Origin of the sequence: Gemmata algarum, assembly GCF_034097035.1 — a bacterium.
In the GTDB taxonomy this organism is placed as follows: Bacteria; Planctomycetota; Planctomycetia; order Gemmatales; family Gemmataceae; genus Gemmata; species Gemmata algarum.
Map to the genome: position 1 here is coordinate 19,686 of NZ_JAXBLV010000208.1, position 21,449 is coordinate 41,134.

Annotated in this window: 18 protein-coding genes; 5 read left to right on the top strand and 13 right to left on the bottom strand. The window is 70.9% G+C overall.

Annotated elements, in window-relative coordinates; genetic code table 11:
• Window positions 1-41 precede the first annotated feature (41 nt).
• A complete protein-coding gene (locus R5W23_RS23820) occupies window positions 42-1,568 on the top strand; it encodes a DUF1549 and DUF1553 domain-containing protein (RefSeq protein WP_320688467.1) in 1,527 nt (508 codons plus the stop codon).
• Window positions 1,569-1,752: 184 nt separating this feature from the next.
• Here R5W23_RS23820 and R5W23_RS23825 read toward each other — a convergent pair whose 3' ends face one another.
• Window positions 1,753-3,390 carry a serine/threonine-protein kinase gene (locus R5W23_RS23825; protein WP_320688468.1) on the bottom strand — a complete coding sequence of 546 codons (1,638 nt, stop codon included), beginning with the start codon at window positions 3,388-3,390 and terminating at the stop codon, window positions 1,753-1,755.
• Window positions 3,391-3,763: 373 nt separating this feature from the next.
• Between R5W23_RS23825 and flgG the strand changes: the two genes are divergently transcribed.
• A complete protein-coding gene (gene flgG, locus R5W23_RS23830) occupies window positions 3,764-4,549 on the top strand; it encodes a flagellar basal-body rod protein FlgG (RefSeq protein WP_320688469.1) in 786 nt (261 codons plus the stop codon).
• Between the two features lie 482 nt (window positions 4,550-5,031).
• On the opposite strand, the gene R5W23_RS23835 is transcribed toward flgG, so the two are convergent.
• Complete coding sequence (locus R5W23_RS23835) at window positions 5,032-6,603, bottom strand: methyltransferase regulatory domain-containing protein (RefSeq protein ID WP_320688470.1); 1,572 nt, start codon at window positions 6,601-6,603, stop codon at window positions 5,032-5,034.
• Window positions 6,604-6,854: 251 nt separating this feature from the next.
• On the opposite strand from R5W23_RS23835, the gene R5W23_RS23840 reads away from it, so the two are divergent.
• Entirely contained in the window at window positions 6,855-8,966 is a 2,112-nt protein-coding gene (locus R5W23_RS23840) for a hypothetical protein (RefSeq protein WP_320688471.1), read from the top strand.
• 164 nt (window positions 8,967-9,130) lie between these two features.
• On the opposite strand, the gene R5W23_RS23845 is transcribed toward R5W23_RS23840, so the two are convergent.
• The 9 genes from R5W23_RS23845 to R5W23_RS23885 all read right to left on the bottom strand — a co-directional run bounded on the left by R5W23_RS23845 (window position 9,131) and on the right by R5W23_RS23885 (window position 16,524).
• Window positions 9,131-9,796 carry a hypothetical protein gene (locus R5W23_RS23845; protein ID WP_320688472.1) on the bottom strand — a complete coding sequence of 222 codons (666 nt, stop codon included), beginning with the start codon at window positions 9,794-9,796 and terminating at the stop codon, window positions 9,131-9,133.
• A gap of 94 nt (window positions 9,797-9,890) precedes the next feature.
• Entirely contained in the window at window positions 9,891-10,433 is a 543-nt protein-coding gene (locus R5W23_RS23850) for a nucleoside 2-deoxyribosyltransferase domain-containing protein (protein WP_320688473.1), read from the bottom strand.
• A gap of 111 nt (window positions 10,434-10,544) precedes the next feature.
• Entirely contained in the window at window positions 10,545-11,225 is a 681-nt protein-coding gene (locus tag R5W23_RS23855; protein ID WP_320688474.1) for a hypothetical protein, read from the bottom strand.
• 36 nt (window positions 11,226-11,261) lie between these two features.
• Entirely contained in the window at window positions 11,262-11,690 is a 429-nt protein-coding gene (locus R5W23_RS23860) for a hypothetical protein (RefSeq protein WP_320688475.1), read from the bottom strand.
• 104 nt (window positions 11,691-11,794) lie between these two features.
• Window positions 11,795-12,415 (bottom strand): hypothetical protein, encoded by a 621-nt coding sequence (locus tag R5W23_RS23865; protein WP_320688476.1) that lies wholly within the window; start codon window positions 12,413-12,415, stop codon window positions 11,795-11,797.
• Window positions 12,416-12,509: 94 nt separating this feature from the next.
• Window positions 12,510-12,866 (bottom strand): outer membrane protein assembly factor BamB family protein, encoded by a 357-nt coding sequence (locus tag R5W23_RS23870; RefSeq protein WP_320688477.1) that lies wholly within the window; start codon window positions 12,864-12,866, stop codon window positions 12,510-12,512.
• Between the two features lie 880 nt (window positions 12,867-13,746).
• On the bottom strand, window positions 13,747-14,271 hold the full coding sequence (locus R5W23_RS23875) for a hypothetical protein (RefSeq protein WP_320688478.1): 525 nt from the start codon (window positions 14,269-14,271) through the stop codon (window positions 13,747-13,749).
• A gap of 320 nt (window positions 14,272-14,591) precedes the next feature.
• Window positions 14,592-14,864: a hypothetical protein gene (locus tag R5W23_RS23880; protein ID WP_320688479.1), complete on the bottom strand. Its 273-nt coding sequence runs from the start codon at window positions 14,862-14,864 to the stop codon at window positions 14,592-14,594.
• Between the two features lie 625 nt (window positions 14,865-15,489).
• Complete coding sequence (locus R5W23_RS23885) at window positions 15,490-16,524, bottom strand: TolB family protein (protein WP_261186041.1); 1,035 nt, start codon at window positions 16,522-16,524, stop codon at window positions 15,490-15,492.
• 111 nt (window positions 16,525-16,635) lie between these two features.
• On the opposite strand from R5W23_RS23885, the gene R5W23_RS23890 reads away from it, so the two are divergent.
• Window positions 16,636-16,935 (top strand): HNH endonuclease, encoded by a 300-nt coding sequence (locus tag R5W23_RS23890; RefSeq protein ID WP_261186040.1) that lies wholly within the window; start codon window positions 16,636-16,638, stop codon window positions 16,933-16,935.
• Between the two features lie 14 nt (window positions 16,936-16,949).
• On the opposite strand, the gene R5W23_RS23895 is transcribed toward R5W23_RS23890, so the two are convergent.
• Both R5W23_RS23895 and R5W23_RS23900 read right to left on the bottom strand, forming a co-directional pair.
• Window positions 16,950-17,543 (bottom strand): metallophosphatase domain-containing protein, encoded by a 594-nt coding sequence (locus R5W23_RS23895; RefSeq protein WP_320688480.1) that lies wholly within the window; start codon window positions 17,541-17,543, stop codon window positions 16,950-16,952.
• Window positions 17,544-17,804: 261 nt separating this feature from the next.
• Window positions 17,805-19,139: an FG-GAP-like repeat-containing protein gene (locus tag R5W23_RS23900; protein WP_320688481.1), complete on the bottom strand. Its 1,335-nt coding sequence runs from the start codon at window positions 19,137-19,139 to the stop codon at window positions 17,805-17,807.
• Window positions 19,140-19,498: 359 nt separating this feature from the next.
• Here R5W23_RS23900 and R5W23_RS23905 point away from each other — a divergent pair, with 359 nt between their 5' ends.
• Window positions 19,499-21,217, top strand: a complete 1,719-nt coding sequence (locus R5W23_RS23905; RefSeq protein WP_320688482.1) for an ATP-binding protein — start codon at window positions 19,499-19,501, stop codon at window positions 21,215-21,217.
• The last annotated feature ends 232 nt before the right edge of the window (window positions 21,218-21,449 follow it).

Sequence of the window (21,449 nt, forward strand, 5' to 3'; positions counted from 1 at the left end):
GACTTGAGACTTGCGACCCGACCTCAGGGCACACGGAACCCATGCGATACTCCTGCTGTTTGCTCGCCCTCGTCGCCGTGCCGGCCGCGCTGACCGCCGCGCCCCGCGACCCCGCGGCGCTCGCCGCCGTCATCGACGCCCGACTCGCGGCCGAGTGGAAGAAGGCCGGGGTCGCGCCCGCGCCGGCGGTCGACGACGCGACCTTCCTGCGCCGCGCCTCGCTGGACCTCCTGGGGCGCGTCCCCGCCGCCGCGGAGGTGCGCGCGTTCCTCGCCGACGCCGCGCCGGACAAGCGGGCGAAGCTGGTCGCGCGGCTGACCGCCGCGGGCGGGCACACCCGGCACATGGCGACGTTCTGGCGCCGCACCTGGGTGCCGCAGGCCGACACCCCCGAGTTCGCCCGCCTCGCGGACGACTTCGAGGCGTGGGTCGGCGCCCGGCTGCAAGAGGGCGCGCCCTACGACCGCGTGGTGCACGAGCTGCTGACCCAACCCGCCGCCCGCACCGCCCGCGGCCCGGTGAGCCCGGTCGGGTTCTTCGCCGCCAGCGAGAGCAAGCCCGAGAACCTGGCCGCCAGCGCCACCCGCGCGTTCCTCGGGGTGAACCTGGACTGCGCGCAGTGCCACGACCACCCGTTCGCCCGCTGGACCCGCGACCAGTTCTGGCAGACCGCCGCGTTCTTCGCCCCTCCGACGACGGATAAGGCCGGGAAGTCCGTACCGCCCGAACTCACCATCCCGAACACCAAGCGCGCGCTGAGCCCCGAACTGCTCGACGGCACCGCCGTGACGTGGCCGGACGCGCCCGCCCCCGACACGGGCCGCGCGCTGCTCGCGGGCTGGCTCACCGCGAAGGACAACCCGTACTTCGCGCGGAACGCGGTGAACCGGCTGTGGGCGCACCTGTACGGGACCGCGCTGGTGGAGCCGCTCGACGACCTCTCGGGCGACGGGGGCAACACCGGCTACCACGCTGACCTGTTGAAGGAACTCGCGACCGCGTTCGCGGACGGCGGGTTCGACCTGAAGTACCTGACCCGCGCGCTGGTGCTCACGAAGGCGTACCAGTTGTCCGCGGTGGTCGCCGAGGACCAACCCTCCGACCCGCGGCTGTTCGCCCGGATGCCGGTCCGCGGGCTCACCGGCGAACAACTGTACGACAGCCTGCGCACCGCCGCCGGGCTGCCCACCGAGCGCGCCGACACCGACCGCGGGCTGGGCCTGGAGGCCCGCAAGCGGTTCGCGGCGCGGTTCCACGTCGAGCGCCCGGTGACCGCCGAGCGGTCGGTCACGCAGGCGCTGGCGATGATGAACGGGCGGCTCACCAGCGACCTCGCCGACCCCGCGAAGAACCCGACGCTCGGCGGGGTGGTGGGCGCGCCGTTCCTGGACACGAAGGGCAAGGTGGAAACGCTGTTCCTCGCGGCCCTGGGGCGCGCACCGACGGCGAAGGAGCTGCGGACCATGACCGACCACATCGAGGGCGCGTTCGAGGCCGACCGCGACCGCGCGCTGGGGGACGTGTTCTGGGCGCTCGTGAACAGCACCGAGTTCAACACCAACCACTGACGCCGAGGGGCGAGCGCCTGTTTTTTGTGGCACAGACATTCCTGTCTGTGCGGCCTTTACGCGCCGCACAGACAGGAATGTCTGTGCCACAAAGCCAAGATCGGGCAGCACAGCCCGATGCACCGCGCGGATCACACCCCGCGACGCGGGCTCACCCCGAGCCCATGTCCGCCGCTGCTTGCCATCAAGGCCGATCTTTTCCGACCGGGCCGGTGGTGCCGCCGTTGTGCTGGATGCGGCACCCCGGGAGCGCCTTCGCCAGCTCCTTGACGCCCGCCTCCGTGACCGCGCTCTGGATCACCGACAGGTCCGCGAGCCGCTTGAACCCCCGGATGATCGGCACCGCCTTGTCGCACACCGCCGTGCCCGACAGGTTCAGCAGCGTCAGCTCCGTGCAGCCCTTGAGGTGCGCCAGCCCCTCGGTCGTGATGCCGGTCCCGACGAGGTACGCGCCGGTGAGGTGTCGGCACCCGGCGAGCGCCGCCAGGTCTGCGTCCTTCACCGGGGCCGTCAGGAGTACGTCGGTCAGCTCGAACGGCCCTCGCGGCAGCGCGCCCGCCGTCCGGACCTCCTGCCCGTCCCCGTTCACGTGAACGCTCCCGCCCGCGGACAGCACCCACAGCGCGGCGGCGCGGTCCGGGTCCGCGGGGGCGTTGGCCGTCTTCCCGGGCGGGGCCGGGTTCTCGGGGGCGGCCTTCGGTTCGGCTGGCGGTTTCGGCGGCTCTTCGGTGCGGGGCGCGTCGTTCTGCGCGACCGTGCCCGCGGACCCCGGGCCGTCGAACGCGCCCGCGCGCCACGCCACCAGCGGGGCCAGCGCGAGCAGGCACGCGGCGGCGCCGACGGCCCACCGCGTCCCGCGCGCCGGCGGCCGCGCCGGGGCGACGGGGACGGTGGCCGAGTCGCTCGGCTCGGCCGCGGGCGGCAGCAATTGCGGGAGCGAGGTGCTTGCCGCCACGGGCGACAGGCGGGCGCGGATGTCGCGCGCGGCCCGGGCCACCTCGTCGGCCGACCGCGGGCGTGCGTCCGGGTCCTTGCTCAGCAGCCGGTCGATCAGGGCGGCGAGGTCCGGCGGCAGATCCGGGTTGACGGCCCGCGCCGGGGCCGGCGTGTCGGTCGCCAGCGCCACCAGAAATGACAGCGGCGTGTCGCCGCGGAACGGCGGCCGGCCGGTCGCCATCCGGTACAGCACGACGCCCAGGCTGAACAGGTCCGCGCGGGGATCGACCCGCTCGCCGCGGGCCTGCTCGGGCGCCATGTACGCGGGCGTGCCGAGGACCACCCCGCTGCCGGTGATCTGCGCGTCCGTCGCGTCGGCCAGCCGGGCCAGCCCGAAGTCGAGGATCTTGCACCGCCGCGCCTGCTCGGCCGGCTCCGCCGCCGCCGGGTCGCCTTCGAGCCAGATGTTGGCCGGCTTGATGTCGCGGTGGACGAGCCCCTTCTCGTGCGCCGCCGCGAGCCCGCTGGCGACGTGGTCGGCCACCTTGAGAACGAGGTCGAGCGGCACGGCCGGGGCGCGCCGGAGCCGCGCGTCCAGCGACTCGCCGCGGAGGTACGGCATCGCGATGAACGAGGTGCCGTCGGCCGCCTCCCCGATCGCGTAGACGGGCACGATGTTGTCGTGCTCGACGGCCGCCGCGGCCCGGGCCTCGCGCAGGAACCGCTCGCGGTCGGCGGCGCTGGCGGGCAGGTCGCGGCGGAGCGTCTTGAGGGCCACCGGGCGCCCCAGCCGCGGGTCGGTGGCGAGGTACACCACCCCCATCCCGCCCTCGCCCAGCTTCCGGACGATCGCGTAACCGCCGACGCTCTGTTGCGTTTCGTCCACAGTCGTGGCCCCTCTCACGGGTGCGGAACAGCGGGGCGGTGTCATTGTGACGCGACCCGCCGGGGCGGTCAACACAGCGCGAGCCGGCGGCCCGGCGGGGCAGCTCTGGCGCGTTTACCGTTCGCGAACGTTAGCGCGGCGCTCCCGGCGGCCGAGTTTTTGAGGGGCGTGCGGCGCGTACTCGTGGCGGCGGCCCGAACGGGGAGGTAAGATGCAGCGCGGCCCGGCGGCGGGTTCGTAGCGGTCGTGCGGTTCGTCGGCCCCCGGCCGGCGGGCGGCGCGGCGAACTTCGCGGCCCGGGTTTGGTTCGCGGCCCGGGCGGACCGAGACTGAACAGGCACGATCGTATTACACCCCAACCGGCGCATCAACTATGCTAGCCAGTGCCATCACCTCCAGCGCCAGCGGCATCCGGGCGGCGTCGACGTACCTCGACGTGACGAGCAACAACATTGCGAACTCGGACACCCCGGGCTACAAGACGGGCCAGATCACGTTCCAGGACCAGTTGTACCGCACCGCCGACCCGGTCGGCGCGCCCACGACCGGCGTGACCCCGCCCAGCGGCACGCAGATCGGCTCCGGGGTGGCGGTGGACGCCATCAGCGGGAAGTTCACCCAGGGGGCCGCGCTGGAATCGACCGGGCGGTTCGACCTGGCGATCCAGGGCGACGGGTTCTTCCAGGTGATCCTGCCGGACGGGAGCACCGGGTACACGCGGGCCGGCAACTTCGTGACCGACAACACCGGCCAACTGGTGACCCCGCAGGGCTACCGGCTGGTGAGCGACCTGATCGTCCCGGCGAACACCACGGCGATCACGGTCGCGCCGGACGGGACGGTCAGCGCGGCGCTCGACAACGGCACCGCGCAGGTGATCGGGCAGGTCACGCTGACGCGGTTCGTGAACCCGGGCGGGCTGTCGCGGTCCGGCGACAACGTGTACACCGCGACCCCGGCCGCGGGCGACGCCATCACCGGGGCGCCGAACACGAACGGGATCGGCAGCGTGGAGAGCGGCCGGCTGGAGCAGTCGAACGTCGAGCTGTCGAACGAACTCGTCAACCTGATCGTCGCGCAGCAGGCGTTCCGGTTCAACACGCAGGCCCTCCAGCTCGAGAGCCAGGTGCTCCAGGTGACCACGGACCTGATCCGGTAGCCGCCGCCGGGGCGCTCCGGGTAACAGGTCCGGTTGCGGAGTAATCGTCCCGTGCGGTGGGGTTCGGTGCTCGAGTGCGCGTGGCGACCCACCCCCCGGCCCCCTCCCTGCAGGGAGGGGGGTTCTGCGACAGCGCCAAACGAATTGAACGTGCAAAGCGGTTCCGGACTGCTTTGCTCCCCCTCCCTGCAGGGAGGGGGCCAAGGGAGTGGGTCGCCACGCGCACTCGAGTACCGCTCCACATCAACCGGGTTACAGTCGTTTCAAGTTCGCGCCGCGCAGTTCTGCCTTTGAGTGTGGCCCGCTCACTCCGTGAGCGGGCGCTCCGCCCATCCGATTCGCTCCGCGGACTTACCGGCCCCGGTGTTGGACTCCACGCACATCCGAGACCCGGAGCAACCGCTCACGGAGTGAGCGGGCCACACTCAAAACCCGTACACGGCTACGCGGCCCGAACTTGAAACGACCGGATCGAATGAACGTCACGCCTCCGCGAGCAGCGCGTCGCGGGCCAGTTCGCCGAGCGCGCCCTCCAGCGCGTTCGCGACGCTCGCGCGGATCGCGTCGGCGTCCGCGAGCGACAGCCCGCCGCGCTGCACCGTCAGCTCACCGGCCCTCGCCAGGGCGGCCAGCGCCTCGACCAGCGCGGCGCGGTCGCGGGTGCCGTCGAGCAGCGGCAGCAGCCGCGAACTCAGGTCGTCCAGCTTCACCGTTTCGTGCCGCCGGTTCGACACCGACGTGCGCCCGCCGTTCGCCGCCGCCCGCGCGTGAACCAGCGCGACCGGCCGCTCGGGCGGCACCCGCGCGAACCGCACCGGGGCGGCGGACAGCTCGACCAGGTCCGACGACACGTGCGCGTTCAGCACCCCCGCCGCGAGCGCCTGCCGGTCCGCCTCCGACGCCGGCCGCCCCAGCCGCGCCGCGCTCCGGTCGAGCAGCTCGGGGAAGTGGATGGTCCCGGGCCACGCGCCGATGAGTTCCATCATGGCGGCCTTAAAAACGGGGTTGCTCGCGGACAGCACCATCCCGCTGGGGCTCCGGAACTGCATCGGCGCCTTCGTGCCCGGGTCCGTCGCCTTCCCGACCGCCTTCGCCCCGCACGACACGTGCAGGTCGAACACGCGCTCCGGGACCATCTCCCAGTTGGGCACGTTGTCGGCGCGGACGAGCAGCGTCTCGCGGAACGTGCGGTTGCGAACGAAGTCCAGGTACTGTTCGGTCTGGATCTGCCCCGGCGCGAGCTGGGCCAGCGTCTTCTGCACGTCGGGGCCGAAGTTGCCCGTCAACATCGTGTTGACGAGGGCCTCGCCGAGGTACCGCAGCCCGTGCGGCTCGGCCCGGGCGACGAACTGGTGGAAGTACAGCGGCTGGTTGTGCTCCTCGAGCTGCTCGTGGTAGAGGTAGTGGTCGGACTGGTGCTTCAGGAGTTCCAGCTCGGACCGCAGCAGCACGCCGTAGGCGCCGGCCTCTTTCTGCGTCGTCTGGGCGAGGAAATCGAGCAGCGCGCGGGCCTGGCCGACGCGCTCGTCGGGCCGGTCGAACTGGAGCGCGTGGTACCGCATCATGTCGCGAATCATCCCGCGCATGTGCCAGCCGGGGTACGTGTTGTACGACACGAACGCGACCCCGTTGGGCGCCAGGTGCCGCGCGCACGCCGCGAAAATCGCCTCCTGCACCGCCGGCGGCACCCACGAAAACACCCCGTGGCACAGGACGTAATCGAACTCGCCGTCGGAGCCGTCCAGGTCCGTGATGCTGGCGTGTTCGAGGCGCACGTTCGTCAGCCCGCACGCGCGCACCACGGCGGTGCCGTCCGCGATCTGTCTCCCCGAAAGGTCGATCCCCACGAAGGTGCTGTGGGGGAACGCTTCCGCCATCGGGATGATGTTGCCGCCCGCGGCGCAGCCGAGTTCGAGCACGCGGCAGCGGGCCACGTCCGGCGGCGCGAGGCCGAAGAGGGTGGCGACGGTCGCGAGCCGCGCCGGGTGCGTGTGCGGGTACGCGAAGCTGTCGTAGGGGACATCGTCGTAGCTGTTGCCGGGGGTGTCGCTCATGGTGCCCTTACTGTAGCGGGTCGCGCGCCCCGCGGCGGCTTCTCACTCGCCACGCGGCGCCGGAACCGGTATCATCGCGGCATCCCGCCTGATTCACGATCCGGTTGCCGGTGCCTGTTCCTGGTTTCTGTTTCTTGTGGCACAGACATTCCTGTCTGTGCGGCGCACCAGAACCGCACAGACAGGAATGTCTGTGCCACAAGAAGCGGGCACAGCGGACCGGGCACGAGATCCCTCCCGAGGCCCTTCGTATGCAATCTCGACGTCTCACCTGGACGCTCGCGCTCGCCGGGTTCGTGGCCGGTTCGGTCGCGATGCTCTCGACCGAGGGCCGCGTCGCGCGGGCGCAGCCGAAAGCGCCCGTCGTCACCCCCGCGCCACAAGCCCCCACGCTCACGACCCCCGCGAACCTGGGCGCGCGGCCCGGCGACGAGGTGGAGCTCGTCCTCACCGGCACCAACCTCGCCGACCCCGCGGGCGTGCTCCTGAGCTGCCCGGCCCAGGTGAGCGTCCCGGCCGACAACAAGAACGGCACCGACGCCGCGAAGCTGCGCGTGAAGGTGAAGGTGGACCCGCAGTGCCCGCCCGGGCTGTACACCGTGCGGGCGGCGACCAAGCACGGCGCCTCGAACGCCCGCCCGTTCGTGGTGGACCCGCTCCCGCCGGTCGCCGCGAGCGGCGCGAACCGCTCGAAGGACGCCGCGCAGGCGGTGCCGGTGCCGTGCGTGGCCAGCGGCTCCGTCGCGGCCGAAACGTCGGACTTCTACAAGGTGAAGGTGGCCGCCGGGCAGAAGCTCGCGTTCGAGGTGCTGGCCCGGCGCATCGGGTCGCCGCTCGACCCGATCGTCGTGCTCCACGACGCCAAGACGCGGCGCGAGCTGATCGACCTGTACGCCGACGACACGCCCGGGCTCCAGGGCGACTGCCGGCTCGCGCACACGTTCAAAGAGGCGGGCGAGGTGCTCGTGGAGGTGCGCGACACCACGCACCGCGGCGGGGGCGACTACTTCTACCGGCTCCGGATCGGCGACTTCCCCGGCGCCACCACCGCGTTCCCCCTCGCGGCCGAGCGGGGCAAGGAAGCGAAGATCGGGTTCGCCGGCCCCGAAACGATCCCCGCGACGGCCCTCGCGGTGCCGAAGGACGCGGGCGGCGCGGTCTACGCAGTGCCGTCCGCCGGCAAGGACGCGGGCTGGCCGGTCCCGGTGCTGGTCACCGACCACCCGCAGATCACCGAGCAGGAGCCGAACGACGACCGCGCGAAGGCGAACACGCTGCCGGTGCCCGGCGGCGCGTCCGGGCGGTTCGACAAGCCGAACGACGTGGACCACTTCGCCGTGACCGGGAAGAAGGGGCAGAAGCTCGCGGTGTCGGTGTCCACGTTCGAGGTGAACTCGCCGGCCGAGGTGCTGGTGCGGGTGCTCGACGCCAAGGGCGCCGAGGTGGCCCGGAGCAACCCGGCGGCGCCGGCCAACCGGTTCGAGTTCACCCCCGCCGCCGACGGCGAGTACGTGCTCGCCTGCGAGCACCAGAACTTCCTCCACGGCCCGAACGAGGTCTACCTGCTCACGGTCGCGCCCGCCGGTCCGGACTTCGCCGTCGCGCTCGCGCTCGACCGCGCCGAAGCGCCCGCCGGGGGCGCCACCGCGGTGATGGCCACCGTGACCCGCCTCAACGGGTACGCCGGTCCGGTGGACCTGAGCATCGACGGCGGCGCGGTTGCGGGCGGCAAGGCGACGCTCCCCGCGGGGCAGACGGTCGCGTTCGTGCCGCTCGAAGTGAAGGCGGGGACCAAGCCCGGCGCGTACCCGTTCCGGGTGAAGGGCACGATCGCCGCCGACGGCGCGACCGTGACGCGCTACGGCACGCTGACCGACGCGGTGAAGGCGAACCTGGGCGGCATCCCGAACCCGCCGGCCGAGCTGCTCGACCGGTGCGCCGTCGGGGTGACCGACGCGCCGCCGTTCGCGCTCAAGGCGACGTTCGACCCGGCCGCGCTCGAGAAGGGCAAGGCCGGCAAGATCGTTCTGGACGTGACCCGCGGGGCCGGCGCCGACGGCGACATCGCGCTCGCGCCGCTGCTCGTCCCGCCGACGGTGGTGCCCGCCGTGAAGCCGGTCGCGAAGGGGCAGGCCAAGGGCGAGATCGGTTTGACCGTGCAAGCGGGCGCCGCCGCGGGGCCGACGCCGCTGGCGTTCCGCGCGACGACCAAGGTGGGCGGAAAGGACTTCGCGGTCATGCTGCTGGTCACGCTGGACGTGACCGAGCCCAAGAAGGAGGAGCCCAAGAAGCCCGAACCCAAGAAGGAAGAGGCGAAGAAGCCCGAACCCAAGAAGGAAGAGCCCAAGAAAGATAAGAAGTGATGCGAACGGTATGGGCCGGTTCCGACCTCCCGTGTGGCCCGCTCGCCCCGCGAGCGGTGCTTCGCGCCTCGGTGAGCTTTTCATATCGTCACCCGCAGTAACGCGACCGCTCGCGGAGCGAGCGGGCCACACTCAAGACCAGCCCCTTCTGCACACGTCGCCGGTCACTCCTTGCCCAGCACCGAATCGACCACCCAGCACCCGCGGGCGTGGGTGCCGTTGGGGTCGCGACAGTGGTCGAGTACGTCGGCATCATCGCAGCCCGCATCCTGAAGCGCGTCCGCGAGGATCGGCATCGCGCTGAAGTCGTGTGCTTTGTACATCTGACGCGCGATCGCAACTGCGGTGCTGGTGCGCCAGGATGGGCAGAAATTGACCGGGCGAAACGGTAAAGGGCCGACGATGTCGTGCAGCCGGATCGCGTGATGCCGTTCCCGCTCGGCGGCGTCCGGCACCGGCTGCAGGAACTCGCTAAAGCGGAAACGAACGCGCTGGGACAGGTCGGCCCGGACCAGCTCACACGCGTCGAGCCACGTTACCGCCCCGACCGTGACCAGCAGTAGGACCACCTCATCCAAGTTCCGGTATCTCGTATAGACGTTCAGGCCGGGGTGCAGTTCGGCCGGGTGTGGCCCGTCGCCTTGAACCCAGCGGGCGTAATCATCGAGCGGTTCGTGCAGTTCCGGGGTTAGCAACGCGCGTACCCGCTCGGACTCTGCAAAGGCGGCCACAAACGCCGGCACCCGTCGCGTCGCGTACCGCAACTCGCAGGTGAGCAGTTCGAGCATCCGCTGAGCGTCTACCCGGGCCAGCCATTCCGCTTCGGTCATCGCAAGCGCCTCCCGCACCCCGCCATGATCAACCCGCGCCATGTGAACAGTGAACCGCGACCCGGGACACCACGAACGCGGAGGTGGCGGGCGGTCAGCCTAACGAGAGAGGAGGGCTCGGTGCGGCGTCGGGTTCGGCCTGCTCCGAGCGGCCCGCCAGCTCCACCGCCGCGGCGCACGCGGCCGACATGGACGAGGCCAGCGGGACGCCGGGGCAATCCTGGCCGAACCGGTGGCGGATGTACCGCGCTCCGCTGAACCCGTCCTCAATGCCGACCGCCAACCGCACCCCGTCGCGCTCGTGCCGCACCTTCCACTCGGCCAGCTCGAACCGGCTGGTCTGCGCGTACGCCCGGCCCGGCACCGGCACCGCCTCGCGGGCGAGCCAGAACAGGATCACGCCGCACCGGGCGGCCCGGCGCAGGTGGTGGGTCTCCCAGTCCACCTGAGCCGCGTAGTCGAACGGCTGGGACCGGTCGAGCCGGCGGGGCGAGGCGACGGAGAGCCACGGCGCGTGTTCGGTGAACCAGCGGATCGCCTCGGCCTGCCAGTCCGGGGCGCCCTGGATCGGCCCCGCCAGGAACACCAGCGGCCCGTCGATCGGTGTGATCGCCGTCGGGAACAGCACTCGACTCATCCGCGCCGACCTCCAATAGCCGAACCCGTTACGGGCTTCGCCGACCTGTCATCCACAAGCGTTTCCGCTGTTGTAACCAACCGCTGCGGAGCGGCTCGTGTCGCCCCGTCTTCACTCCTTGCCCAGCACCGAATCGACCACCCAGCACCCGCGGGCGTGGGTGCCCTCGGGGTCGCGGCAGTGGTCGAGTACATCGGCGCTGTCGCACCCGGCATCCTGAAGCGCGTCGGCGAGGATCGGCATCGCGCCGAAGTCGCGGGACTCGTACATCTGCTGTGCCAGCGCCACGGCGGTGTCGGTGCGCCAGGAGCGGGAGAAGGCGACCCGGCGGAACGGTAACGGGCCGACCACGTCGCGGAGCCGCGCCAGGACCGCCAGCTTCATGGCGTCGTAGTCCCACTCGCCCGACTTGCGGTGAAGGGCGGCGCTCGGCACGTCGACGGACACCCCGAACGCCCCGTTGACCGCGTTCGCCTCCGCCGCGTCCAGGCACGCGGCCGCGACTTGGATCTTCCCGTACGTTTTTTCGGCCTGGGCGGCGGCCCGGGCCGCGACCCGCGCGGCGGTCAGCGCCTTCTTGGTCGCCGCGCCGTCCGCGAACGCTTCGGCCGTCTCGACGGCCACGCGGTACGGCATCCGGGTGACCAGCGGCCAGATCAGCCGGCAGCAGCCCACCGAAAACAGCCGCACCTTGCGGGCGCTCACCTTCTCACCCGCGAACCGGGCGAGGCGCAGGAAGTCGTCCCCGTCGTCGGTCAGCCACTCCGTTTCCGTCATGCCGCGGGGCTTCATAATCGGCTCGTCGGTGCAGGGTGCGGGGCGTGCGGGTCAAGGGGCCGGGGCGGGCGGTGGCGGCGGCTCCTTCAGCCGGGCGACCGCTTGCGCCGCGGCCCGGGCGATCTCCGGCGGGGCGCCTTCCTGGCACCGCTCCAGGGCCGCGATCGCCCGCTCGCGCCGGGCGGGCACGCGGGCCACGTCGGCCTGGACGGTCGCGATCGCGGCCAGTTGGGCGGCCTTGGTCGGGGTGGTCAGCAGGGCGAGCGCTTGCTCGAACTCCTCGTCGGTGAGGGGCCGGCTCCGGGCCGTGTCCAGCAGCGCCTTCGACGCCTTCATGTCGGGCCGGTTGATGAAGTACGGGTCCGCCCGGAGCCACACCCACAGGGCCACACCGGCGGCGACGAGCAGGAACACGACGGCGACGGACCACAGCCGCGAGCGCCGACGGACGGGCGGTTCCTCATCCGAATCGAACGACATACCCTTGCTCCTGAAAGATCGCCTTCGTGATCGATTCACGATTGGCGTGATAATGAATGTTCATGCAAAAGGTATCCGCCCGTCGTCACCTTCGCAAGCGGCCATCACTCCTTCCCCAGCACCGAATCGACCACCCAGCACCCGCGGACGTGAACGCCCTTCGGGTCGCGGCAGTGGTCGAGCACGTCGGCGTTGTCGCAGCCCGCATCTTGGAGCGCATCCGCGAGGATCGGCATGGCGCCGAAGTCGCGGGACTCGTACATCTGCGCGGCCAGCGTCAGGACAGTGTCGGTGCGCCAGGAGCGGGAGAAGGCAACGGGGCGGAATGGGTTTCCGAAGATGTCGCGGACCACGAGCGCGTCTTCCGGCGGCAGCACCCGATGCCCCGGATCGAACCAAAAGAAGTATCTCTGGTTACGGTCCAGGCAGTATTGAGCGTTGCGCGTGGCGAACGCCCGGTCGAACTCTCCTTGCGCTACCTCATTCTCTTTGCGCACCTGGAGTTCCTCGCGCATGTCCTCCCGCTCCTCTTCGGTCGCTAACCCGTCGGCGACCCGTTCCGCGAGTTCCACCCCTCGCTGCCGGAGTTCGTCCGAGGTGTACCCGGGCTGCCGACGGACAATGGCGCACGCACACAACCGCATCTTTCGGTCGCTTGCCTTGCCCTGCAAAGCAATCAGCAACAGTTTCGGGTCCATGCACGCCAGCCATTCCGCTTCCGTCATCAGGCACCTCTCGCACCCCGCATGGTCGGTTCCGCGTCCCTGGTAAGTGGCGTCGGCGGGCGGTAAGCGCCCCGCTCGCCGGCCCGTCCGGCCGTCAACTGGACGTGGTGTGACTGGTGTGGCCGGCGGTCGCGGCCGCCCGCGCACCGGTCGCCGCCGCGCCCTGCTCGACTAGCACCTGCGAACTCTGCCCGCGCACCGACACGAGCGCCGTCGGCGCGCCGCTCCCGTACCCCCTCATGGGGTTGTTCCACAGCACCCGCCCGGTAAGCGGGTCCAGGCAGAAGATGTACCCGTTCGTGGACACGATCAGTCGGTCCCCGTCCAGCAGCAGGGTCACGTACCCGGACTTCAGTTCGTTGTTGGACCAGACGATTTCGCCGGTCTCGCGGTCCAGTGCCACCGCGTACCCGTTCAGGCCGACGAACACCAGCCGCTCGATGCCCTTCATGATGGCTTCGCTCCTCACAGTCGGTAAACGGTCCGGAACCGGTCGCGGCGCCATTCTCGCTGGCCCCGGCACTCCAGCGGAATGCGCGACCGCCCTGTTATTCGCAACCCGGACGACCAAATCGCGTGTGCGCGAATCCGTTCCGGTACCGGCGTGGGCATTTCGGCGGTCGGGTAACGGGTGTCATGGCGCGGTTCACCTTCTGGTAACGGTCGAAAGTCATTGCGGTATCAGGTTTTAAATCCGATGCCGGGTCGCGGCACTGTCCGGGCATTGACCATTACCGACGGCAGAAGCCGCACAACCGAACTGATCCCCACGCCCAGCGAACGGGTAGCGGATCGGGAGCGAATCGGCAGCGATGGTACCAGCGGGTGTCTCGTCGTGCCCCCGTCGGATGTCTTGTGCCGCGAGCAGAGTAGCCGGCCCGGTTGAAGGGTGCCGGAATCGTCGTTTGCTGGAGCGCGGACCTCCGGCCCGCTTACGGTCGGCGGTTCGGTTCGGCTCCGCGTGGACCCGCGGCACACTCCGGGCGCATACCAGCGGGCCCACGGTCGGTTTTGGCCTTTGCTGGAGCGCGGACGTCTCGCCCGCTTCACGTAAGCGGTTCGGTTCGGCTTCGCGTGGACCCGCAGCTCACTCCCGGCGCATACCAGCGGGCCGGAGGCCCGCGCTCCGGCAAAGGCACGACTCCACCGGCTTCGGTGTAACCCCCGTTACAGCCGCGCGGCGTGCACGCCCCCTATCTCTCTGATGGCACCGCACACCGTGGACGGGCCGAGATGACACCGCATCGAGTCATGGCTCAAGGGCAGACGGAACGACGGCTCCGGTCGGCGCGGGGCTTGCGCGACGTTTGCGCCGTGAGCGCGTCGAACAACTACCTGCCGCCGGGCGCGTTCGCCGGATCGCCCCAACCGCCTTGCAGCAGCTCACGAACCTTCTGGGGGCTGAGTACCCCAGCCCGAAGGTACTGATCGACGACGGTCCACTGGAGGTCGGGACCCGATATCATCGGTGAGGGGGGGCGGCCCGGCTCGGCTTGCTCCAACCCGTTCGTGCCGTGCCTGTCCTTGAAGAACCTGAACGAAGGCATTGTGACGGTCATCGGGATGGCGCCACGGCGTTCGCTCTTGATCTCGTTGCCGCTGGCCCCGAGCTGGTAGAGCGTGGTCCGCGTGCAGTGGAAGGTGACCGATTCCCCGGATTGCAGGTTGTCCCAGAGCGGTTTGAGATGGGCAAGGATGTCGTTCTGAATGAGCCGGGGGTCGTCGTAGGCCGGCAGCGTCGTCGTCTGGTCGCCCACGATCAGGTCATAGGTCCCGGTGGACGGCTTCCCGCGGCGTCCCACACACCAAGTGGCCAACAAACAAAACGCCGTCAGCCCAAGCAGCAGCTTCTTCACGTGAGCGATTTCCCCGTTCGGCGGCCGGGCTGTCGGCGCCCGCTCGGAGTGACGAGCCCCCCGTCGGGCCGGGGCATGTGCGGACGCCGAGCTCACCGACGCCGGTCAAGTATGCCGGGCGGTGAGGCGCGCAGCAAGAGGGGACGCGCCAAGGCGGGTGGTTGATGTCCGCTTTGTTTTTGTCTCCGCGGAGCAGATATGGATTTTGTCAGTTATTATAATTTAGTAACGGATGGAAATAGATGTGTCGCAGGAAGCAGGGACGACCTCCCGGATCGCGACTTGCCGACTTGGGACTTGTGGACTTGCGACTCTCAGCCTCAGCCCACGTACACGCCGCCGTGGATGCGGGTCGGGCCGACGAACATGCTCAGCGGCGGCTCGCCGCCGGCGGCCTCGAACGCGCACAGGTGCGGCCCCGCGCCCGGGCCGGCGCCGGTCAGGATCATCGCCCGCCCGTCGATCTCTTCGACTCCCATCCGCACCCCGCCCACGAACCCCTCCAGGTACGCCAGGAAGCTCCGCTCCAGCCCGCCGCCCCGGCCGCCGTACACGTTCACCACCGGCGGGTCGCCGACCCCGGACCCCGTCACCACCTCGAAGGGAGGGGGTGACGCCGAGAGGAGTGGTCCCGGCGCTGAAGGCGCGCGCGGGGCTTAGCCCCCCTCCCTGAAGGGGGGGGAGCGAAACCCGCGCGCACCCGGAGGCGGAATTGGTGCGCGGGGCGAAGACCCACCCCCGGCCCCTCCCTGAAGGGAGGGGTGGCGCCGAGAGGAGTGGCCCCGGGGCGGGAGGAACACGCCATGCTCCGCGGGTGCGTTACCGTCGGCGGTCGCGGTGCTGGAGCGCGGGCGTCCCGCCCGCGCCCGCTCCGCGGGTGCGTTACCGTCGGCGGCCGTACAGTGCCCCTCTGTGGAGCGCGGGCGTCCCGCCCGCCTTCGCTTCGTGCATGTTGCGCCGGAGGCGGGCGTGCGCATCGCGACACGATCCGCGGAGCGGGAGCGGGCGGGACGCCCGCGCTCCAGCCACCCGGCCGCGCCGCTTACGGTGCCAGAGGCGCGGAGCCCCGCGTTCCCTGCCCGCTCCGGGACTAACGCGCGCGGCGCCACCCCCTCCCTTCCCGCCGGCCCACGGAAGCTCCGCTGACCGGGCCGGCGAGCACGACGAGGGGGCCGGGGGGTGGGTTGCCTTTGCTCCCCTCCCTAACCGGGTTCGGCGTCACTTCGGCGGGGTGAAGTCGGCGATGTAGAGCTGCGCCCCCCGCCCGCCCTCGCGGGACGAGGTCCACATCACCTTCGTGCCGTCGGGGCTGAACACCGGGAGCACGTCCTGGCCCGGGGCGAACGTGACGCGGGTCCTCTTGCCGGTCGCGGTGTCCATCCAGTGCAGGTCGTAGTTCGGCGGGGCGACGGGGTTCGAGTGGTCCGCGCCGGTGTAGATGATGTGCCGGCTGTCCTTGTACCAGTACGGCGCCCAGTACACCCACTTGTCGTCGCTCGTGAGCGCCTTCTCCCCGGTGCCGTCGGCGTTGATGACGTAGAGCTGGAGCCGGTCCTTCTCCTTGCGGTCGGCGCGGAACACCACCTTCGTGCCGTCGGGGCTGAAGAACGGGCCGCCGTTGTAGCAGTTGGCCACGTCGGTGAGGCGCTTCACGTCGGTGCCGTCGGCGCGCATGGTGAAGAGCTGCACGTTCCCGGCGTTGCCGGCGCTGTACACGATCCGCTTGCCGTCCGCCGAGTAGCTCCCCTCGGCGGTGTACACCTTGGCGTCCGGGGTGAGGCACTTGAGCCCGGTGCCGTCCAGGTCGGCCTCGTAGATCTTCATGTGCGGGTCGAAGTCCCACGAGTACCGGCGGCGCACGCCGTTCTTCCGGTCCTCCTCGCGCTGCCGCACCTCGGCCTCCTGGTGCTTCCGGGCGTCCGGGTCCGAGTGGCTCGAGGCGAACAGCACCTTCTTGCCGTCCGGGCGGAAGTACCCGCAGGTGGTGCGGCCGACGCCGGGGCTGATGCGGGTCGCTTTGCCGGTCCGCAGGTCCATGATGAAGATCTGGTAGAACGGGTTGCCCGTCCCCTTCTCCTCGGCCTGGAAGATGATCTTGGTCGCGTCCGGCGAGAAGTACCCCTCCCCGGCCCGGACGTAGTCGGTCGTGAGCTGCCGGACGTTCTTCAGGTGCGCGGCCTCGGCCGCCTTCCAGTCGGCGGGGTCGGGCTCGGCGGCGGGCGCGAGGGCGAGCGTGAGCAGAAGCGCGTTCATGGAGCGGGACATCCTCGTTCGTGAGGGAGCGGGCGCGAACCTTTGGTCCCCCAGTGTATCATTCCGGGGGAGCGGTCCGCCAGCACTCCTGAGTGGAAGGGGCGTCCCCCGATGGACGAGCCGAAGCCGACGCCCTGCGGCCTGTGCGGCCGCGGGTTCCCGCCGCGCGACCTGACGCAGCACCACTGCCGCCCCAAGGAGAAGGGCGGGACGGCGGAGGACGTGGCGCTGATCTGCGCGCAGTGCCACGGGATGGTTCACGCGACCTACACGAACGTGACGCTGGCGGCCGTGTACCCGACCATCGAGCAGCTGCGGAAGGCTCCCGAGCTGGCCGGGTTCATCAAGTGGGCGCGGAAGCAGCCGGTCACGCGCAAGAAGAAGAACAAGCCGCGCAAGCGCAAGCTGTAGGGGCGCCGCCCCGCTCACACCCACTCGACGGCCACGCCCGCGCCCTTGCCCATGTGCGTGGCGGCGTTGACGAACCGCGTGCCGCCCGCCTCGGCCCGCCCGGCGGCCTCGTGGATGTGCCCGAACACGTGCAGCCGCGGCTTCAGCTCGTACACGCGGTGCAACAGCGACAGGCTCCCGGCGCGGGTGTCGCGGTTGGTCAGGTCCAGAACGCCGTGCGGCGGGCCGTGGGTGACGAGCACGTCCGTGCCCGCGGGGATCCGCTCCCACGTCTCGAACAGTTCGGCGTCGGGCCGCATGAACGCCCAGTCGAAGAACAGGGGCGTCCACGGGCTGCCGTAGAACGTCAGCCCCGCGACCTCGCACCCCGAATCTTCGAGGTAGACCGCGTTGGTGATCCGCGCCCGGGCCGCCTCGGGCTCCCGCTGGAAGCACCAGTCGTGGTTGCCGCAGATGACGATTTTGTGCCTGTGCGGGAGCGCCCCGAGCCAGCGGTCGAACTCCTCCACGTCCTCCAGCGAGCCGTCCAGCGTCACGTCGCCGGCGTGGACCAAGATGTCGCCGTCGGGCACGCGCGTGAGCTCGTGCCGGCCGTGGGTATCGGACACGCAAACGATTCGCACCGGCGCCTCGGAATCGGGTGTGTTCCTGGTTCACGGCCCGGCGATACGGCCGCGTTCTTGACGAGCCGCGACCGCCCGGGAGCGGGGCACGAACGCGCGACCGGAATGCGAAGGCCATGTTTGACAGGATCGACAGGATGAACAGGATTTAAGATCGATCGGTCTTCTTCCTGTGCATCCTGTCGATCCTGTCAAACACGGCCTTTAGAAGCGTGCGCCCTGCGCGGGTCACCGCACCCGCGCCGCTCAATCAAAGATGGCGACACCGGAGGTGATGCTGCCGTCGGACAGGAGGCCGTCCGGGCCGCCGTCGACCGAGAAGGTGCCGCGCGGCTCGCTGGCCGCGATGTCGGCCCGGCCGTCGTTGTCCAGGTCGGTCGCGGCGATGCCCGTGATCGCGCCGTCCGGGTTGACGACGCTGATGGTCGGCAGCACCACCCCGGTGCGGCCGTCGAACGCCTTCACGTGGCCGTTGAGCGCGGCCCCGGTGATGAGGTCGGCGTACCCGTCGCCGTCCACGTCCCCGGCGGCCAGAAACATCCCGCCGTTGTACCCCTCGTACGCCAGGAACGAGCGGATCAGGGTCCCGGTCGCCCCGCCGAACACCTTCACGTGGCCGTTGATCGCGGCGCCGGTGATGATGTCCGCGCGCCCGTCGCCGTCCACGTCCCCGGCCGCCACGTCCGTGAGCCCCGGCCCGCCCGGGTACGCGAGGAACGACCGCGCCTCGGCCCCGGTCGCCCCGCTGAACACCTTCACGTGGCCGTTGAGCGTGGCCCCGGTGATGAGGTCGGCGTACCCGTCGCCGTCCACGTCCCCGGCCGCCACCCGCACCGCGCCCGTGTACCCGGTGTACGCCAGGAACGAGCGCAGCTCGGCCCCCGTGCGGCCGTCCAGCACCTTCACGTGCCCGTTCGTGGCCGCGGCGATCACGTCCCACGTGCCGTCGCGGTTCACGTCCCCGAGCGCCACGGACACCGCGCCGCCGTACCCGGCGAACGGCACCAGCCGCGGGGTCAGCTCCGCCGGCAGGAGCACCCACCGGTTCGCGCTGGCCAGGCGCACGGAGGTCTCGCCGCCGGGCGCGGCGGGCAGCTCGGCCGACGCCACGAGCGGGGCGTCCCCGTCCACGATCCGGGCGGTCACGGCCCCCCAATCGATCTGCGCGCCGCCGGTCGGGGCGGACATCGTGAGCCTCAGCTCCTCGGTCGATTCGGCCAGCCCGTCGTCGATGATCGGGATCTGGACGGTGGCGACCCGCTGCCCCGGGGCGAACGAGACCGTGTAGTCCCCGCCGACGAAGTCCGCCCCCGCGGTGGCGGTGAGGCCGGTGGCCGTCACCTTGACCGACACCGCGTCGTCCGCCCCGCCGTCGCGGTACACGTTGACGGTGAGCGACGAGCCGGGGGCCTCGAGCGCCCCGAGGGTGCCGAACGGGGACGGGATGGGAGCATCGTTATATTCGAAATGGAGGATCGACGGCCCGGTGGTCGGGGCGGGCACGAACGCGGGTGTGAGCCGGTCCTCCAGCGGCTCGCAGCGGAGGCGGGCGCTCGGGGTCTGCGGGCGGGGCGACGGCATGAGGGCTTCTCCGTGTGCGGCGGGCGGACGCGCTACTGGCGACGTGTCCCCGCGCGCCTGTTCAGTCTGATCGGTTCTGCGCCGCGACCGGCTTCAGTTAGACCGACAGCATTAAATCTGATGCGTGCGTTCGCGCCAAGAGCGGCTCGGACAGACAGACGCGGCCGGGGCGGAGATCGAAGCCGACCGGCGGACGCAAAAGCCGTCGGCTAATGTATTTCCGACATTTTACTGCGTGAGCCGAAACCGCGCGCTGTCGGATGCCGCGTGAGGAGGGGCCGCGGACCTCAAGGCTGTTGCCTCACGCGGCCCGCACGGTTACGGTATTAAAGCGTCGCTCTGGATCCGGGGGAACGTGCGTGCCACGACTGATCGTCATCCGCGGCGTGGACGAGGGCAAGCAGTTCGAGCTGACCAGCCCGTCCGTCACCGTCGGCCGGCACTCCGCCAACGCGGTGCCGCTGCACGACACCCAGGTGTCGCGCCGGCACCTCGAGGTGCGGGCGGTCCCGCACGGGTACGAGCTGCGGGACCTCGGCAGCGGCAACGGCACGCTCCTGAACGGCCAGCCGGTGCAGGTGGCCCCGCTCCGCAGCGGCGACGCCATCACCGTCGGCCAGTCGGTGCTCGTGTTCACCGCCGGGCGCAACGAGTCCCCGGCCGCGGGCGGCGAGCTGACCGAGCGGGTCCGGCTCCACGCCCGCCCCGAGCCGGACCTGAACTCCGCGATCCTGCGCACCGTGGCGGCGGACGCCGGGAGCCAGATCCTGGCCCGCCCGGCGGCGGCGACGGACTGGGTGCGCGCCCGGCTCGCCAGCCTCGCGGCGCTGTACGAGACCGCCGCGGTCATCAGCCACATCCTCGACGTGGACCAGCTCCTCGACGCCGTCATGGACCTCGTGTTCAAGTCGGTGGAGGCGGACCACGGGTGCTTCGTGCTCCGCGACGAGTCCGGGCGGCTGGTGCCCAAGGCGGTCCGCTACCGCGAGGGGACGAACCGGCAGGAGGAGCTGGCGGTCAGCCGCACCGTCGTCGAGCACGTGATGCGCGCGGCGCAGGGGGTGCTCGTGTCGGACGTCCACTCCGACGACCGGTTCCGCGCGGTCGAGAGCCTGCACCGGCACAACATCCGCGAGGCGATCTGCGTCCCCATGAAGGGGCGGCGCGAGGTGGTGGGGGTGCTGTTCCTCGACACCCAGTCGTCCCTCAAGCGGGTGATGAGCCGCGGGCTGGAGGCGACCACGTTCACCGAGGACCACCTGCACCTGGCCAGCGCGATCGCGCACCAGGCCGCCATCGCGGTGGAGGAGAGCCGCTACCACCAGGCCCTCGTGAACGCCGAGCGGCTCGCCGCCGTGGGGCAGACGATCGCCGCCCTGTCGCACCACATCAAGAACATCATGCAGGGCGTGCGGTTCGGGGCCGACATGGTGCGCACCGCCATGAAGGAGTCCGACCCGGACCTGCTCGGCAAGGGGTGGAAGCTCGTCGAGCGGAACCAGAACCGCATCGACGACCTGATCCTGGACATGCTGAGCTACTCGAAGGAGCGCGAGCCGGTCGTCGAGCCGACGGACCTGAACCACCTGTGCGCGGACGTGCTCGAGCTGGTGCGGGGGCGGGCCGCGGACCGCGGCGTCGCCATCGACTGGCGCCCCGGCGCCGGCGTGTCGGCGGTGCCGTGCGACGCCGAGGGCATCCACCGGGCCGTGCTGAACCTCGCGGGCAACGCGCTCGACGCCCTGGCGGACCGGCCCGGCGCGAAGCTCTCCGTTCAGGCGCTGCTGGAGCCCGACGGGGACTGGGCGAAGGTGATCGTCATGGACAACGGCCCGGGCATCCCGGCGGACAAGCTCGAGGACATCTTCAAGCCCTTCGTCAGCACCAAGGGGAGCCGCGGGACGGGGCTGGGGCTGCCGGTGAGCCGCAAGATCGTGCGCGAGCACGGCGGCGACATCCTCGTGCAGAGCGTCCCCGACAAGGGGAGCAAGTTCACCGTCCGCTTGCCGATGAAGTCCGCGTTCGCCGGCGACGCCACCGGCCTGCACCACATGCCCCTGCCGCCGCCCGAGGAGTGATACGGAATCCAGTAGTTTCCAGTTGGTGTAGCAGACCCATCCACAGGCCGTTGAGTGTGGTCCGCTCACTCCGTGAGCGGTCGCTCCGGGTATCGGATGCGCGTGGCACGCAACGACCGAGCCGGCACGCCCACGGAGCGAATCGGACGCGCGGAGCGACCGCTCACGGAGTGAGCGGACCACACTCCAAAACCAGAACCGCGCTGCGCGAACTTGAAACGACTGGAATCCG

Bases quoted from the DNA above. Each gene is read 5' to 3' on its own strand.
- R5W23_RS23870 (WP_320688477.1), bottom strand. From the start codon at position 12,866: ATGAAGGGCATCGAGCGGCTGGTGTTCGTCGGCCTGAACGGGTACGCG.
- R5W23_RS23850 (WP_320688473.1), bottom strand. From the start codon at position 10,433: ATGAGTCGAGTGCTGTTCCCGACGGCGATCACACCGATCGACGGGCCG.
- R5W23_RS23860 (WP_320688475.1), bottom strand. From the start codon at position 11,690: ATGTCGTTCGATTCGGATGAGGAACCGCCCGTCCGTCGGCGCTCGCGG.
- R5W23_RS23900 (WP_320688481.1), bottom strand. From the start codon at position 19,139: ATGCCGTCGCCCCGCCCGCAGACCCCGAGCGCCCGCCTCCGCTGCGAG.
- R5W23_RS23820 (WP_320688467.1), top strand. From the start codon at position 42: ATGCGATACTCCTGCTGTTTGCTCGCCCTCGTCGCCGTGCCGGCCGCG.
- flgG (WP_320688469.1), top strand. From the start codon at position 3,764: ATGCTAGCCAGTGCCATCACCTCCAGCGCCAGCGGCATCCGGGCGGCG.
- R5W23_RS23865 (WP_320688476.1), bottom strand. From the start codon at position 12,415: ATGACGGAAGCGGAATGGCTGGCGTGCATGGACCCGAAACTGTTGCTG.
- R5W23_RS23845 (WP_320688472.1), bottom strand. From the start codon at position 9,796: ATGACCGAAGCGGAATGGCTGGCCCGGGTAGACGCTCAGCGGATGCTC.
- R5W23_RS23890 (WP_261186040.1), top strand. From the start codon at position 16,636: ATGGACGAGCCGAAGCCGACGCCCTGCGGCCTGTGCGGCCGCGGGTTC.
- R5W23_RS23835 (WP_320688470.1), bottom strand. From the start codon at position 6,603: ATGAGCGACACCCCCGGCAACAGCTACGACGATGTCCCCTACGACAGC.
- R5W23_RS23840 (WP_320688471.1), top strand. From the start codon at position 6,855: ATGCAATCTCGACGTCTCACCTGGACGCTCGCGCTCGCCGGGTTCGTG.
- R5W23_RS23855 (WP_320688474.1), bottom strand. From the start codon at position 11,225: ATGAAGCCCCGCGGCATGACGGAAACGGAGTGGCTGACCGACGACGGG.
- R5W23_RS23885 (WP_261186041.1), bottom strand. From the start codon at position 16,524: ATGAACGCGCTTCTGCTCACGCTCGCCCTCGCGCCCGCCGCCGAGCCC.